General features: G+C 57.1%; 11 protein-coding genes. All 11 read right to left on the bottom strand.

The genetic code is table 11. The features are described from left to right. Positions 1 to 42 precede the first annotated feature (42 nt). The 11 genes from OBACDRAFT_RS11310 to OBACDRAFT_RS29675 all read right to left on the bottom strand — a co-directional run bounded on the left by OBACDRAFT_RS11310 (position 43) and on the right by OBACDRAFT_RS29675 (position 15,882). Positions 43 to 600 carry an iron-sulfur cluster assembly protein gene (locus OBACDRAFT_RS11310; RefSeq protein ID WP_043585660.1) on the bottom strand — a complete coding sequence of 186 codons (558 nt, stop codon included), beginning with the start codon at positions 598 to 600 and terminating at the stop codon, positions 43 to 45. Positions 601 to 616: 16 nt separating this feature from the next. After that, complete coding sequence (locus OBACDRAFT_RS11305) at positions 617 to 2,851, bottom strand: hypothetical protein (protein WP_043585658.1); 2,235 nt, start codon at positions 2,849 to 2,851, stop codon at positions 617 to 619. 164 nt (positions 2,852 to 3,015) lie between these two features. Then, positions 3,016 to 3,909 carry a hypothetical protein gene (locus tag OBACDRAFT_RS11300; RefSeq protein WP_043585656.1) on the bottom strand — a complete coding sequence of 298 codons (894 nt, stop codon included), beginning with the start codon at positions 3,907 to 3,909 and terminating at the stop codon, positions 3,016 to 3,018. Positions 3,910 to 3,968: 59 nt separating this feature from the next. Then, positions 3,969 to 5,318 (bottom strand): hypothetical protein, encoded by a 1,350-nt coding sequence (locus OBACDRAFT_RS28200; protein ID WP_157837030.1) that lies wholly within the window; start codon positions 5,316 to 5,318, stop codon positions 3,969 to 3,971. A gap of 269 nt (positions 5,319 to 5,587) precedes the next feature. Next, positions 5,588 to 5,812, bottom strand: coding sequence for a transposase (locus tag OBACDRAFT_RS31245; protein ID WP_425601738.1), 225 nt, complete (start codon positions 5,810 to 5,812; stop codon positions 5,588 to 5,590). 84 nt (positions 5,813 to 5,896) lie between these two features. Next, positions 5,897 to 6,244 (bottom strand): transposase, encoded by a 348-nt coding sequence (locus OBACDRAFT_RS26500; protein WP_081721973.1) that lies wholly within the window; start codon positions 6,242 to 6,244, stop codon positions 5,897 to 5,899. Between the two features lie 167 nt (positions 6,245 to 6,411). Then, on the bottom strand, positions 6,412 to 7,413 hold the full coding sequence (locus tag OBACDRAFT_RS11280; RefSeq protein ID WP_043585650.1) for an FkbM family methyltransferase: 1,002 nt from the start codon (positions 7,411 to 7,413) through the stop codon (positions 6,412 to 6,414). Between the two features lie 476 nt (positions 7,414 to 7,889). Beyond that, positions 7,890 to 8,186, bottom strand: coding sequence for an Imm27 family immunity protein (locus OBACDRAFT_RS11275; protein ID WP_043585648.1), 297 nt, complete (start codon positions 8,184 to 8,186; stop codon positions 7,890 to 7,892). Then, positions 8,183 to 14,569, bottom strand: coding sequence for a polymorphic toxin type 10 domain-containing protein (locus OBACDRAFT_RS11270; protein WP_043585645.1), 6,387 nt, complete (start codon positions 14,567 to 14,569; stop codon positions 8,183 to 8,185). The genes OBACDRAFT_RS11275 and OBACDRAFT_RS11270 overlap by 4 nt, the downstream gene beginning before the upstream one ends. Before the next feature lie 6 nt (positions 14,570 to 14,575). Then, positions 14,576 to 15,412 carry a hypothetical protein gene (locus tag OBACDRAFT_RS11265; protein WP_157837029.1) on the bottom strand — a complete coding sequence of 279 codons (837 nt, stop codon included), beginning with the start codon at positions 15,410 to 15,412 and terminating at the stop codon, positions 14,576 to 14,578. Positions 15,413 to 15,468: 56 nt separating this feature from the next. Further along, positions 15,469 to 15,882, bottom strand: a complete 414-nt coding sequence (locus tag OBACDRAFT_RS29675) for a hypothetical protein (protein ID WP_232767024.1) — start codon at positions 15,880 to 15,882, stop codon at positions 15,469 to 15,471. Between the last annotated feature and the right edge of the window lie 465 nt (positions 15,883 to 16,347).

The following is a 16,347-nucleotide window of genomic DNA, read 5'->3' as shown; positions in this document are numbered from 1 at the left end:
AGCCGACCGGGGGGGGGGGGGGGGGGGAGGGCCGCCGGGGCGCTATTCAAGCCCGAGCTTCTGGCGGCCGGCTTCGGAGATCATCTGCGGGGTCCAAATCGGGTCCCAGACGATGTGAACCTTGGCGGACTCAACGGCGGGCAGCGCGGCGATTTTCTGGCGCGCATCCTCGGCGATCACCGGGCCCATGCCGCAACCGGGAGCGGTGAGGGTCATTTTCACCTCGACGACATGCTTCGTCTCATCCGTAGTTGATTTTTCGATACTTAGATCGTAAATAAGGCCGAGGTCCACGATGTTGACGGGAATCTCGGGATCGAAACAGGTCTTCAATGCGTCCCACACGGCTTGCTCGCTGAACGCTCCGGGGTCGGCGGCAGCGGGGCTGGGGGCGGCGTCGGCGTCGAGCCGGGCGAGGTCGAGGCCGGCGATGGCGGCGGCATGTTCGCGGGCGATGCGATAGAGGCCGCGATCGGTGCGGACCGTGACGTTGCCGCCGAGGGTCTGCACGATGTCAACACTCGTGCCGGGCGCGAGGGTGACGAGGTCGCCGGCGGGAATGGCCGTGGCGGGTGTTTCCTGGAGGAGTCGGGTGCTCATAAGGGGGGCCGATGCGCTAGGGTGCGGTGGGTGTGACGGTCTGCGCGGGAGCGGCGGGGGCGGGCGGCGGAGCGCCCTGCCAGATGTAGTGGCCGCGGCGGGAATGGTCGATGTGGGCGGCGATCCAGGCGGCGAGCAACAGGATCAACAGCGCGTAGATCACGCGGCGGCGACGGCGCGCATTTTTGTCCGCATAGGGATCGTCGAGGCAGCGCTTGGAGCCGCGCGGGAGCATGGCGCGTTCGGTAAGCTTGGTGCCGAAGGGAATGTTGATGTGCACGCGTCCGTTGACCGCCCAGCCGTTGGCGTCGAGCAGGGGGCCGATGGTGCGCTGGCGGAGCTTGAGCCCGGCAATGAGCATGGAGGGGCCGGAGATGACGAGCAGCGCGCCGGCGACGGCGGCGATTTTCCAATACCAAGGGTCAATCGCCATGAACCCTTTGCCGAGCGAGGCGAGAGCGCCGCCAATCGCGCCAATCGCAAGGCCGATGGCGGCGAAGATGCCGGCGAAGCGCGCGATGTCGAAGGCCGAGGCGGTGGGCGCGGCAGCGGGAGCGGCGGCGGGCGCGGCCGGGGGCTTGGGTGCGGTGGTGACGGTGGTGAGGCCGGTGACGAGGCTGGCGTCGGCGGCTTTTTCCTTCTCGGCGGCAAATTTGGCGACTTGGTCCTCCACAAATTTGGCGACTTTTTTGTAAGGCGACCAGAAGGCCTGCCGGATGCTGACGGGGTTGTCCACGATGCTCGTGATGGTGGCGTCCCAGTCGCGGCCCTTGCGGTCGTAAAAGATGCCGTTGCGTCCGACGAAGAGGTAGTCGCTGTCGCCTTGGGTGAAGGCGGCGGCGATTTTGATCGGGTCGCAGCCGGCGCGTTTGCAGTCGCAGTAGGCGAGGTAGAGTTTGCTCGTGGCGGCGAGGGGGCTGGGGCCGGTCACCTGAATGCATAGTTCGGTGGAACGGCTGTCGAGGTAGAGGACGCCGGCCTGGAAGGTGGCATGGCGGTCGTTGGAGTAGAGGTCGAGGAAGTTGATGAAGTTGTGCAGGAGTTCGCGGAGGTCGCGGTGGAGGCGGGCGAGGCGTTCGACGTCGCTGATGGCCTTGAACTCGGGTTCGAGGAGTTTGTCCTGCGCAAGAAGGGCGTCGATGGAGGCGCGGGCGTTGCTGCCGAGGATCTCGCGGGCGCGGGCCACGCCGAGTTTTTCGACGCTGGCGCCGGCCTTGCCCGCGGCCCAGGTTTCGTAGGGGGCGAGGTGGGCGTTGAGTGCGTTCCAGCCGGCTTCGGTGAGGGTCACGACGGAGGCGCCGAGAACGGGGGTCACGGCCTTGGCATGGAGGGCGGCAAGGGCGTCGGCCCAGGCGGGGTTGACGCCTTCGAGCAGGGGGAGGGGGCGGATGGCGTCGATACGGGAGAGGGGGAGGTTGGAGATTTCGACGCTGGGGGTGGCGAGGTCTCCGGCGGCAATGGCGAGGTATTCGTCGGCGTTGCGGTTGAGCGCGGCAATGGAGCGGGCGTCAAAGGCGGCGAGGCGGCATCGGGCAAAGTAGTCGTTGACCTTGGCGCGCACGGCCTTGATCGCGGCAACAGCTTCGTTGGTAGCTTCGCCGAGGACGGCGACATGAGTGTGAGCGCTCTGCTCAACCCAGTTGGTGTAGTCGGCGAGGTCTTTGAAAAATTGTTCGATCCGGGGGCCGGTGAGTCCGGGCTCGCCGGTGCGGTCGGGCGTGCTGCCGACGCAGGAGATGATCTCTTTGATGAGGGCCTGAACGGCGGGATCGGCGGAGGCGGAGGGGGGGATGACGCCGTCGCCGTTGAGCGTGCTGGCGGAGAAAATCTTGGTGGTGTCGGAGACGTCGGCGACGGTGATGGTCGCGTCGGCGGCGCTGGCGTCTTTGCCAATGCGCTTGAGCACCTGGCGAATCGAGGAGGCAAGGAGCTCGCCTTCGGGTGTGGCGGTGTTGATGGAGGCAACGGGGAGGCTGGGCGCGCCTTTGAGGAGGTCGGCGGGGTCTTTGAGAAGCGAGGCGGCCCAGCGCACGGCGGCGAGGAGTTCGGGGACGCGGATGCGCCCGTCTTTGTCGGTGTCGATCAGGGCGAGGGTTTTTTCGTCGAGTTCGAGTCCTTTGACGGGGCACGACAGTGCAACCCAAAGCTTTTGGTCAAGCTGATGGAGGTTGAGGAGGTCGTCGGCTGTTTCCAGGGCAACTTGGTCAAAGCCTCCGATGCGGTAAAATTTCCAAGCGTGAGTGGCGCTCATAATACAGGTATATGGGGAGCGAACATGCGGGGTGCAACGCGGCTGGCAAGGCAGCTCTCAACATTGGGTTTTTAGGCTGGCCAGCAGGGAAACATGGACGGGGCTATCCCGAAATCTCACCAGCCTTCCTCCCGTTCGGCGAGTATGGCGTCGGCAAGACCGGGTCAGTTCAGGATCGGATGATCCACGAGCACAAGGAAATCGCGGATGCGATCCTGCTGCGCGGGCTGCACGGTTCGAGTGGTTTGCAGTTCGTTGAAGGTCTTGAGAATTTCGGAAAGCCGGCCCGGCAACGTTTGCAACGTCGGGTCATTCGCCAGAAGCCGGGTGGGAGGCAATGAAGCGCGAACACGCTGCACCTGTTGCGCAGGTTCGTCGAGAAGCTGCGGGTTCACCTTCACCAGTTCAAAAACCGCGCGCCTCACGGAATCGCCCACGCCGTCCACCTGGGCGAGCATCGCCAGCACGCGACGCGGCGAAGTCGTAATCTCGTCCGGCGTCACCTGCCGCGTTTCCGTGGTGGTCACGATCTTGCCCGAGATAATCCCCCCGGCTGGCACGGGCGCAACCACGATACCATTGTAGACAGGCGGCGGATACACAGGGGTGACAACGCCGGAGGAAATCCTGGTCTCGGTTTTGGTCCGGTAAACGACGGGAACCTTGACCGTGATGGGCGCATCAATCGCCTTTCGCAGTTCGACGCCGACTTGGGCGGGAGTCAGCACGCCAGCAAAAAGCCCCAGGTTGACCGACTGGGATGTGCGCAAAAAAACAGCGCGCCGGCGCGCGGCTTCGATGGCGGGCTGGTCGGCCTTGAGTTTTTGCAGATCAAAACGGTCCCACGGGACGAGTTGCAGATCGGATTCAGGATCGGTGATCACAACGAGCCCGTTGGGACGCGCCTCCCAAATCCCATAAAAATCCACCTCGCGCCCATTCGCCCCGGTAAGGCGCACGATGTCATCCGTCGGATCGTTTTCCGCGAAGAGCGGTACGAGGCAGGCACGAGTCAACACAACGATCAAAGCGAAGGGGAACAGGAGGCGGCGGAACATGGCATCGTCAAAATAATCGCACCATGGAATCGGGTCAAATTACAATCCATGACCGGGGATTAAGGGTCGCTGGCGCGTTGCCCCATTTTGAGGCGAAGCTCATTGATTTCCTCCTGTTGGCGGATGACGTGCAAAGTCAACTCTTCGATTTTGCGCAGAAGCAACGACTGCATTTCCCCCACGCTGACACCATCCCGCTCCACCTGCTCGGCAGAGGGCACATCCGGCAACCGCTTGTTAGCATTGATATGTCGCTTCACTTCTTCCAAGGGCTTTAATGAATAGTTCTCCGCAAAAACATCATCCGCCCAATCGGTTTCGACAATCACCTCCTTGGCGCGGATCGGACCATTCACGGTGAGAGCATGTGTGGGAGATGTGGTGCCTATGCCAATGCGGCCACTGCGATCGATTGTGAACTTAGTATTGATAGTCAAATCATTCCAATGAGCGGAAATCTTGAATTTATCGTTATCTCCGCCATCTTGTCCCCAACTCCAGCCAAAGACACTAATATGATCAGTGGAATGCCTTAATTGAACAGCATTATTTGATGATATCAGTATTTGCGCCTCGGAGTTTTCGTCTCGAACCTCTAATTTGCCGCGTGGGCGTTGAAAACCGATACCGATTTTCCCGCTGGGCGAAATAGTAATTTCATCGGAATATAGTCCACGATGATCTCCGCTTACAATGTTTATGTAATCTAAATATAAATCTGCGATTCCTGATGCAAAGTTGACTCCTCTTAATTGAATATCGTTAATAGAACCGTCTTCGACATTAAATGGGAATGTAAACAATTGCCATTCATTGGGCTTTCTGAAGTCACAAGGACGAATGAGAAACGAAACTTTCTTGAATGAACTTGAGTTTGAAAAAGCGTCCAAATCCAATAATTTTCCAGAAGACACATTGGAACTTACCTTCATTCTCACTTGGGCGAGATAATTGCCGGGAGGTAGAGACACAGAAGGACCAAACCAAACCGCATGATACCCGTTCACGGATGCCCGTCGGAAAATGGCAATACCACCTTCCGCAGACGCATCCTCCACAATTACGGTTCCTTGGCCTCGGGTAAGTCGTTGCTCATCCAGATAGAAACCGACGGTTCCTTGAGAATCTATCCTGCCTGCGACTGTTAATTTGGACTGAGGATTGGTGGTGCCAATGCCAACATTGCCGGTTCCAGGAAAAGTGTTGGTTTGGCTGAATAGCAAAGATGCTGTTGATATTAGAAAAAATGGCATCAGGAGGGTTTTGGTTATATTATGCATATTGTATCGAGAAATGGCTGACGAGAATAGTTTGGAATGGGAGTTGAACAAGGAATGTGATTGTTGACGGTTTTTAATGATCATATGTTTTCCAGATGGTTGGAAGCTGTGAAATATTTCGAGTGACACGTAGGGGAGCGAATTTGTTGTGGGGCCTTAGTTCTACTTGGTTAAATTAGAGAAATGATCGGGAAGAGGATGAAAACGCCGGAATTGATTGCCGCAAAGAGGCACAAAAATCGGCGCCGCCCGACGATGCATTTTTCGCGCGCCTATAGGCGCATTTACGGCGTCATGCGCTGTGGGTTTTGCGCCTTTTTGCGGCCATACCTTCAGTTTAACAAAGTAGAATTAGAGCCTGTTGACAAAGATTTTTATCATGGGAAAGCCTCATTTTTTTAAGCGAAAAGTTTCCTGAGCATAAGCTTTATCATGATGATACGCATGATATTTTCTGCGATGTTATATTTTCGCTCATGGTGGCGATTCATGATCCACCAGAACATCATCCAGTCAAAGGTGCGTTCAACGATCCAACGTTTGGGCAAGACTGTGAAAACATGTTTTGGGGTTCTTTTCACGATTTCGAATTTCCAGCCAGTATGATTTTTGACCCATTTGATAAGTTTCCCGGCATATCCGCTGTCAGCCCAAATGATTTTGACCTTTGGAAAAAACGAGCAATGCGTTCCAAAAGTATTTTGGCCTCATCCCGATCTTGAATAGAGGCGGGAATCACTACGCCCATTAATAAACCAAGCATGTCCACCACCACATGACGTTCGATTCCCTTGATCTTGAGTCCATGCTCCGGATTTAATCCATCTGCGATAAGTTTTATATACTACCGTCCATTCGGGAAAATCATGCAGCAAGTTTCTCCACTGACATCCTGTATTCATCCGATACAATATTGCATTAATGATCTCCCGACGCTCAATTCCCGCTGGTCTTCCGGGTTTTTTCTTCGGGTCTTGAGCCAGTTTGGCATTCAATATTTCCCGTTCTTTATCCGCCAGATTGGTATTATATGCAGTTCGTGCTTTTTCTTCCATGATTTATTACCAATTCTCCATCAGTATCTTGGAAGGTTTTTATTTTTGCCGACATTCTCTGGCGTCCAAGATCAGCCACGGAGGTAGATGGCGCAGAGCGTGCTTTGGCACAATCTGTGACATCTACCGGAGTTGGCTGCATCGCCTTGTAACTTATTTCTGGAATATTATTTTTCTTTTACTGTAAAAGTTCCCAAGGCAACATCGGGCAACCACGGGAAAGTCGGTTGGTCAATTCTAGTCGGAAATGTCCGTGTGTTTGGGACAAATCTATTTTCGTAATCTGCACGACGAACGTAAGTAACTTCCAGTAGATGCGGGAGTGCTAGCTCACCCAACCAACTGATTGGGCAATGACCATTTGCATGAACGTGGACTGATTGGTGGGTTTGGTTTATCTTTTTAAGCACCGACGATATCTTTGTTAAGTTTGCCGGCGATCTGCTTGGATCAAGTCCATGTAATTCAATTACAATCTGAGAAAACTGGTTAATGACACCACTAGGTGTTTCTTTGAAAACATCCCATTCATATCCCTCAATGTCCATTTTTAGTATTAAATTCTCGGATTTCTGATGTCCGTTATGAGCAATCAGGTTACTAAGTGTTTCGAAATTCTTCCCGGGAGGATTGCCAGTGACACCCTTTTTGAAGAAGTGGAAGCGCGAATGCTGTTTTGGCAAGGCATCGATCGTGTGATCATACATAAAGACGTCAATTCCCAGTTCCGCAATTGCTTCATCCCAAGACACATCATTGCTAATTCCGAAGCTGTATGCGGCCTCGATATTATGTGACGAAAAATCATCTAACATGACGTAGCCACCATCATAATTTCGCCCCAGACGTCTATATTTTGCCCCAGAAATATCCACAGGGGAGAGAAGCGGGATTATTTCATGAAAATTTATAAATTTATCCGATTTTCTCATCCGCTCAATGTCGATCGTTGCGAACTCAATATACGAACTGGCTCTGTCGAGTTGGTGCTTTTGAGTTTTCAGCTCTTTTAGTAACTGCTTATGCCGTAAGTCAAACTGATGCACTATTTGAGTTTTCAACTCTTTTAGCAACTCCTTATGCCGTAGATCAACCTGCTGCACTATTTGTTCGATGCCCAGGAGCCTCCGAACCGGTTGAGCAACGCTTCTTAGTATTTTCTTGATCATAATATAAAGTAACAGTTAATAGTAGTTTGGGCCTTTTGAGTTAAAAATTAATGATGAGCCACGCGACTGCGACAAGCCAAAAGTCCGCTTTCTCAAGAGCGCCTCGGACAACCGCAGGAATGCCGAAGGAGTCAGGCCGTTGTTTGGACAATCCGGAAGGGGTCAAATCTTTATTTTTGATATTTTTATCCATTTTCTTCCATTGCAAGGAGTTCTATTCCCCTTTAGGGGGGGGGGGGGAGGCATTGATGAAAGCAGGGCAGATTTATGGAATCTGACCGAGCTTCGCCCCGTCACGTCCCCGACTGGTGACGTAACCTGCTTCCTCGTTATCTGAATTCTGCTCATCCTGTTGCGATTGTTTCCCCAATCGCCGGGTTAAAAAATGTCAAAAGTAAAGGTTTGACCCCTTACGGCTTGTCTCAAAAAATCGAGCAACAGAACGAACGTCAGCCGTAGGATCGTAGGCATATTTCTTACGGGCTCGTTTCGATCTGATACTTCGCTCGCACCTGCTCAAGACTGCGCACAGATAGACGCGGCGGACCACCACCGTGCATGTGACTGTCAGGATATGTGCGCTCCCAAAAGCGCCCATCATCCGGGTCTTGGAAAAGGGTTTCCCATGCTCCCCATTGTGGACTAAACGCGACTTGCTGTAGCTGATGGGTGATCAGCCATTCGATTCGTTCGCATGTGGTATCAGCCTTGACCTGACGACCTTCGGCGATCCACTTGCCAACTAAATCTGTTTCGTGCGATTGTAGCTTCATGGTCCGATGATTGTTGTGGTTGCTCCCGGCGGGATCGGCCCGTTGGGGATGACAAATTCTCTTGCTCCTCCGAGGGTTCGCCCTCCACCGATAAATCCTGGATCAGGGCGCAAGATTGGCGAAGCAACTCCGCTGCTTGGCGTCGGGAATCGGATGATAGTGAACGTATCCGATGCAGGTATTGTCAGACGTTGCGATATTTGAGCGGGAGTAAGGCCGGCAATATCATCGGCCGCCGTAATGAAAACATCACTCCTTCCTGGCAATCCTAAGGATGGATACGGCCCTTTTCCAGGTATGACGCGCGCCATCGTTGTCGGAACCGGGTTCGCTATTGTCTCTGCGGCTGAAATGGCTTTTATTCCAGGTGTTTTAAGAGCGAGAGCATTTTCCGGTGAGGGATCAGCAGCAAATTGTCCCCCCAAAAAAGACAACCAAGCGACTTGTCCTAATGCGGAGCGGGCTGCTAACGCTGGCGCACTGTATAATAGGGCTCCTGCGGTTATGTTGAAAGGGGTGACGGGATCTCTTGCTGAATTCACCAACGGCGTTACAGGTCCGTTCATGTAATTATTATAGGCACTGGTCATCGCATCCATTCGCTGGGTGCCTGCTGGGTCAATGCCCGTCATCGGATTGTTGCTAACGAAGGCATACCAGTTCATGCCGCCGTTGAAGCCAATTGGGTCTTTGTTGATGAAGCGTTGGAGACGGGGATGGTAATATCTGGCTCGCATGTGGGCGAGGCCGTTGGGGTCAGTCAGGATACCAAGTGAGCCGTGGAAGAGGAACGGGGTGTCAGTCGTTCCCGTGCGGTCAACGATGCTGCCGTAAGGGGCGTATGTTACGCGGTCGGTAGCGCTGCCGCTGGAGTCAGTGATGGCTACCGTGCTACCGAGGTGGTCGGGGTGGTAGGTTTTGGTTGTGCTGCCACTGATCTCGTAAAGCAAACCTGCACCCCAGATGTAATAAGTCGTCGTGCCAGACTTGGTGCGCATGAGCACGCGGCTTAGTCCGCCGGGATCGACCACATAATTTTCAGTCGTGCTGCCCGTGATAGCGGCGACACGCAGACCGTCGGGATTGTAGCGATAGGTTGTTCCGCCGTGGGCCGTTAAGCGGTCGCGGGCGTCGTAGGTGTAGGAGGAGGGGGGGGGGGGGGGGGGGCCAAGGGCGGGCAGGGCGGCGGGGCCATTGGTCATGTTGCCGTTGGCGTCGTGTGTCACCGTCTGGCTTGATGCGCCTGCGGGAGTAAACATCGCCACCTGGTTGTCGTTGTTATACGTGGCGGTGTCCGCTGGAAGTGTGAAGGGGAGGGGGGGGGGGGACTCAAAAGTCCAGGTGATCTCGCCGTCGTTTTTGCGGAAGTCGCCAGTGCGTCCGTTGTCAGTATAGGCGAGGGCGCGCAGCCAGAGGAGTTGGCCGGTTTCGCCAGATTTGCGTTCTTCGATTTGCCGGACTTGTCCGGCGGCGTCGTAAACCATGCGCCGCCACGTGCCGTTGGGTCGCGTGAGTTTGATCATGCGGCCTGCCTCGTCGTAGTAATAGGTAGTGGTGCGGTTCTCCCAGTCTTTTACTGTTTTTAACCGGTTGTTGATGTCGTAGGTGTAGCTGACAACTTTGCTTCCGGGATAAACGAGCGTGGCGAGGTTGCTGTATTTGTCGTAGGTGTAGCTCAGCGTGTTGCCTTCGCCGTCGTTGTAGGTGGCGAGGCGTCCGAAGTTGTCATACGTGCGGGTCGTGGTTTTGGTGCCTGCGGAGGTTTGCTCCGCGACTGTATTGATTGCCCCATCCGCGTAATAGGTCAGCGTTACGGTGGCCTCGACGGCTCCGCTGGGGGTTTTATAGCGTTGTTGGGTGACGCGGCCTTCGTTGTCGAAGGTCACGTTCTCGGCGCGTGTTCCGGTTGGCGATTGGATATATTCGGTGAGGCCGCGTGTATTCGCCTGCGTGACGGTGGTGCGGTTGAGTGGGGTTTTGGTGGTGATCTTGCGGTTGGCGTCGTCGTAGGTGGTGGTATAGGTGCGGTCGAGGCGATTTTTTAATGTCAGGGTGCGTCCGTCTTTGTCGTAGGTCCAGGTGACGGTGCGGTTGAGGGCGTCGGTGCTGGTCTTTATATTTCCGGCGGTGTCGTAGGTGAGGGTGACGCCGCGGGTTGCCGGGGTGGTGGTCTTTATTTTCCGCCCATCGGCGTCGTAGGTCTGCGTGGTGGCGCGAACGAGGGTGTCGTAGGCGAGGACGGGGTGCTGGGCGGCGTCGTATTGCTGGCCGGCCTCGAAATTGAATACGTTGTGCGTTCGCAGTAACAAGTGGCGGGCATCATAGATGTTTTCGATCTGGCGGTTGCCGTCAGGAGTCCACATGCCCGTGAGGTTGCCGAGGGCGTTGTGCTCGTAGCGGGTAACGCGGTCGGTGGAATCGCCCGCGCCGATGGCCTCCGTCAAGATGTCTCCGGCGGCATCGTAGGTGATCGTTTTGATCAGGGAGCCGGCGGCAGGTGTGGCGGGCACGTCGGACAGGGCTTCGGTGTGCGCATACACGCCGGGCCAGCGGATGATTTTTGTCGGTTGCGAGCGGTTGTTCCAGGTGGTGGTGGTGCGGCGTCCGAGTCGGTCGAGTTGGTAGATGGCTTCGCCGCGGTTGTTATAGTGCGTGGTCTCTTTCGTGCCATCGGGGTAGGTGGCGACGACCTTTACCGCCCCGCTGGTGTGCGTATACGCATAGGTGATCCACTTGCCGGAGGCGAACCCAGCCGGATGGACGGCGGAGACGCGGCCCCAGGCGTCGTATTGGTATTCGATAAAAATGCCGCCGGGGTGGGTGACTTTTTGGGGCTTGTTGTAAGCGTAATACTGCGTCGTGGTCGTCTTCCCCTCAAAATTGTCCTCCTCCCGCGGCGTCGCCGTGCCCTCGGTGGCGGGGACGTCGGGGACGATGAGGCGTTCGTGGCCCGCAGGGTTTTGCTCCCAAACCAGTTCGTGGTTTTTGTCCCAGGCGTATTCGGTGGTTCTGCCGAGCGGGGTTTGGGTGGAGGTGAGGCGTTCGCCGCCGTCGTAGGTCCAGCGGGTGGTGTGGCCGAGTTCGTTGGTGAGGGCGGTGCGCAGGCCGCGGTCGTCAAATTGATAAAAGGTGTCTTCGCCGGCGGGGTCGAGGAGGCGGGATGCGCCGGGGGCGTAATAAAAGCGCCAGAGGGAGTTGTTGTTGTTGAGGGCGGTTTGCTGGGTGACGCGATTGCGGGTGTCGTAGGTGTTTTTTATCAGTTCGCGGTTGAGGGCATCGACGAGCGAGGTGATGCGTCCGCTGGAATCCGCGTTGTATTTGAAAACGGACGCGGCGGGGTCGGTGACGGACAGAGTATTGCCGGAGCGGGCATAGGTGACGGTGCGTCCGGTGCTGTCGGTGAGGGCGGTGAGGGTGTCGCCGGAGTAAGTGAGGGTGAGGATGCGGCCAAGGGCGTCGGTGATTTTGGTCAGTTTGCCGGAGGTGTAAGTGGGGGTGATTTTGCGGGCGGTGGAGCCGCTGGTGTTGGTATCGGTGATGTTTTCGAAGCGTCCGGCCTGGGCGGAGGTGTCGAGGGTGAGGAAATTGATTTCGATGCCTTTGCGGAATTTGAGTTTATATTTTTCGGAGTTGCCGGAGCCGGTGGAGGTGAGGGTGGCGGCGAGGGGGGAGGGGGGGGCATAGGCGCCGTTGGGCAGGCGGGTGAATTCAAAGGTGCGTTCGCCGAGGGAGATGGAGGCGCGGGAGTTGACGAGCTGGTCGCCCATCCAGCAGGCGACGAGGGCGGGGAGGGTCCAGTCGCGGGCGTCGCCGTCGCGCCAGTTGCGGCCCACGGCGGCGGGGTTATCGGTGCCGCGGAGGATGTCGTGGATAGCGCGGAAGCCGACGATGAAGGGAGCGACTTCGGCGGCGGTGGCGCGGCGGAGGTCGATGTCGTTGGGGCTGCGGCGGGCAAGGCGAATGTCGTAGCTGTGGGTCCAGCCTTTGCCGAGGCCGGCGGGATCGGTGTGGCGGCGCAGGGAGTTGTAGTGGCGGGTAAATGACAGGTTGAGCGCGGGGCCGTCGCCGGCAAGAGTCAGGTCGGTCTTGCTGTCGTAAAAGGCGCCGGTGGCCATGTCCACCGGGTCGGCGCTGGTGGTTGTCTGGGAAAAGCTGGCGAGTGAACTGGTGAGGCTGCTGAGGTAATTGGGGGCGGTGAAGGTGGTGGTGAGCGGATTGGTGACCGTGCCGTAGCCGCCGGAGAGTCCGCCCTTGATGCCCATGAGGATGCTCTGGCCGGTGGCGGTGACGCGGGAGAGCATGTAGCCGTTGCCTTTGTAGTTGTTGATCTCCATCGCAAGGTTTTGCGGCAGGAGGATGCGTCCGCCTTGGGAGGCGAGCGCGGTGGTAATCGCGGCGGTATCGATGTTGTCGGTGTTGTTGCTGCTGTAGTTGGTGAGTTGGCTCCTGATGGCGGTGAAGTCGGCGGTGCTTTTGGCGAGGAAGAGGGGTTGGCCGTTTCTGACCGCGTGGCGAATCATGCCGACGGTGGAAACGCCTTCGTCGGGGATGGTCTGGGCAATGGTGACGTGCTCCAAGGCGCTCATCATGTAAGAAAAACCGGCGAACACCTGCGTGGCGATGAGACTGGAGTTCTCAACATGCGTGGCCCAGCCGGAGCCCGGCCAGTCGGCGGCTTGCGCGGTTTTGGGCTGGATGGCCACAGTCCCCAGTGGAAGGTCCACGAACGGAGCCTGTGCCTGGCCTGCGATGCCCGCGAAGTGGCGCAGGTGAATGCTGCTGCCGGTGGCTCCTCCGGCGATGTCGGCCAGCGTGGCGTATTGGTTGAGATACTGGAGGGCGACGATGTTGAGGTTTTCGGTGCGCAGTTCGCGTTCGGCGGGGTTTTTGTTGGCGGCGATGTAGTCGGCCTGTTTGCGGAGGCGTTCTTGCAGGCGTCCGAGGCTGTGCCCGAAGCCCCAGGCGACCACATAGGAGCCGGCGCGGTCCAGCCCGGCGGCGCTGGTGGAGGCGTTCTGCGCGGGATTGTCCGGATAGGTGTAGGCGAAGGAAACGCTGGCCGGAGTGGTGGACGGGGAGGGGGGGGCGTCGAATTCCTCGGCGATTTTTGTGTCTTCGAGGTAAATTTGCGCCCTGTTGTTGGAAAACCAGAGGGCGATTTTCCGGTCCCGCAGTTGCGCCGTCGTCCAAGTATGGGAAAGGCCCGCCACCGTGAGTGTGAATTGCACGCCGTATTTTTGGGGGATGGCCGTGGTGGTTGAGAGGTCCCCAAAATAGCCGTGAAAATGCGACGGGATGCCGAGGCCGTTGACCATGGGTAATTGCGTGACGGTTTCCCGGCAGATGGTCCGCACGCCGGCGATGTCGGCGCCGGATTGCTGATGGCGCGTTTGGGTAACGTTGTTGACGAGGGCGGAGGTGTGCGCGGCAAGGGCGTTGCCGAGGGCGGTCAGGCCGGAGGGGGCCAGGGTGTATTTGGAATTCGCGGACGCGCCGGACACGGTGGCGAGCGTGCCGCCTGTCTGCGACAGCAGGCTGGCCCGTGTGTAGGTGCTCAGGGTGCGCAGGTCCGGCATGGCGGGTGTGGTGTAGTTTTTGAAGGACGGGTCGAGTTGCCGCTCCGCGCCGTCGATCGTCGCCACCACCCACATGCGGGGAAGCCTCAAATGGGTTATGGATGCTCCATCGGAATAATAAAGAAGTCCCAAGCCATTCGCTGTATCGCCATCGTAAACACAGCCGGTCTTGCCGAGCAGGATGCGCGTCTGGCTGGCGTCAACCCCGAGCCAGTTTTCGACCTGCGACATGGGCATCAGCACGTATGCGAAGCGGTAACGGGCGTCAGTCACGCCGGAAGCCCGCAGCAGGGCAACCAGCAGCGTCGAGGTGTCAAAGTCGTTGCCCGTGCGCTCGATGGCAGTGAGATGCGCGCCGCGTTTCACCCCGTAGTAGGGCGTGAAGTGGATGGTATTCCTGACCCATTCGTAAATGCGCAGGGGGTCGTTGCCGAGGGCGTTGGCGATGGCCTGAAGTTCTGGCGTGATCAGGTCGGCGTCGGCCACGCCGGTATCCGTGGCGGCGACAGCAACCATCGCGGACGCCTGCATCGCCATCGTGTGGAGGGGGGATGGGAGGATGTCCGGAATGTCCGTTTCCCCCGGAATGTCCGTTTCCTCCCCGGATACAACCGGCGTCTGCAAAGTCTGGCCGGGAGACGAAAATACGGTGCCCGGGTCGAACCGGGCAAACTGCCAGCCTTCCTGCGCCAGCGCGGCGGACGGCAGCGCCAGCATCAGGCTCAAACCGATGGCCATGAGCGCGGACAAAAACCGGCCATAACGGGAGGGGGAAAGAGGGGGGCGGATAGTGGAACAGGTCTTCATGAGGGCTTAGCGTCCGGTGATGTTGTCTTCCGCATCCTGACTGTAGGCACCGCCGGGACCGTTGATCAGCCGCTGACTTTTGTCGTATTGAAAGGTGTCGGAGCGTCCGGACGGGTTGGTGGAGGGTGTGGCGGGATCGAGTCCGAGAGAAATTTCAATGGCATCGGGGATGCCATTGTTGTTGGTGTCACGAGTGTAAATGTCGGAAAGGCCGTCGTTATTGGCGTCGTCCTGTGGACGACCGCGGACACAAATGGATTGCACCGGCGTAAAATTGCCAAACCAGCCGGCTCCGCCGTCTTGCAGCATGCCCCACTGAAAACTGTGTGTGTCAGCGACAAACGGAGCGGTGATGTTGAATGTAAAAGTCACATTTTGCCCGGGTTGAACGGTGGCGGGAAGCGTCACCCGGCTGAGATTCCATCTGGTGTTGTCGGTGGGCGATTGGCTGCCGAGTTTGTAACCTGCCGCGCTGGTCCATGTGTTGCCGCCCGCGTTGTTGAGGACAACTGAGACCTGCCGGGGTTCGCCGGGAGATAATTCAGTGGGCACGGACCATGAGACGAACCGGGCCTGATTGGTCGTGATGGTGGCGCGAAATTTGCCGCCGCTGGCCGGAGACGCACGGAAGCCTGGCATAAGACGGATGACTCCCTGCGACTGGAGGGTGACGTTGGCCGTGCCTTGGGAGATGACGGCCCCGGCGGTGGTCACGGAGTTCGTGCCTGTGATGGTGGTGGCACCGGAAGTCCAAGTGCGAGGCGTGATCACTTCATCGGCTGCCGCGCTTGCGTGATGGTGGGTGAAGGCAAGGCCAAACAGAGCGAATGCAAACGAAAGCAAGAGGGCTTGTGTTTGCGTTCGAGCGGGAAAACGAACGGAAAAATGCAGGCGTGCAGTCATTGGGCGGCTTGTTTGAGGCGGGCGTTTTCGGCTTCGAGACGTTCAATGCGGGCGGTTTGGGTGGCAAGCGTCTCGGCTTGCGTGGAGAGTTTTTTGTCTTGAGCGATGAGGTGCAGGGTAAGTTCTTCGACTTTGGCGAGGAGAGCCGCTTGCATTTCCCCAATGCTCACGCCTTCAGAGGCAACCACCGTCGCAGTGGGAAGGCCGGGCAGGTGTTTATGTTCTTTGATGTGCGCTTCGACTTCGGAAAGCGGCACAAGCGTGTAGTTATCAGCAAACACATAGTCCGCCCAACCTGTATCCACAATCACCTCTTTGGCGCGAATCGGACCGTTGACAGTGAGTTTGTGCGTGGGACTACCTGTTCCGATTCCAACATCCCCAGTGACCCACAATCGTGGACCATGCACAATAACTCCTCCTTCAAAATCACCGGAATAGTTTATATATAAACAATCAGGATAAAGTGATCAATCTGTATGTACCAATGCTCGATTACTCAAGTTCTGCCCTTGGGGGCGTCCGTCACGTTTTCCAAGGAAAAGATCTGAACCTCCTACGCTTATAAAGCCATTTACATCTAACGTCGTAGTAGGGCTAGTCGTTCCAATTCCCACATATCCCGTTGCCGGGAAGACATTGGTCTGGGCCTGCATTGAGAGCGACAGGCCAATGGACAGGAATACGGCGCACACAAAGACAGCGAGAGCGGATTTCATATTTTCGGAAAGGTTTATGGATTGGTCAAAAAGCTCGAAAAAACGGTTTGGTTGCTGCCTCCCGCAAATGGATGGAGCAATCGAATACATTTATTGAATCAAATTATTAAATAATCCATCCAATGGCATTAGCCTGCTTAATCATGCATTAAGCAG

It is taken from the genome of Geminisphaera colitermitum TAV2 (genome assembly GCF_000171235.2).
Classification (GTDB): domain Bacteria; phylum Verrucomicrobiota; class Verrucomicrobiia; order Opitutales; family Opitutaceae; genus Geminisphaera; species Geminisphaera colitermitum.
This window is presented reverse-complemented; position numbering and strand designations above follow the sequence as displayed.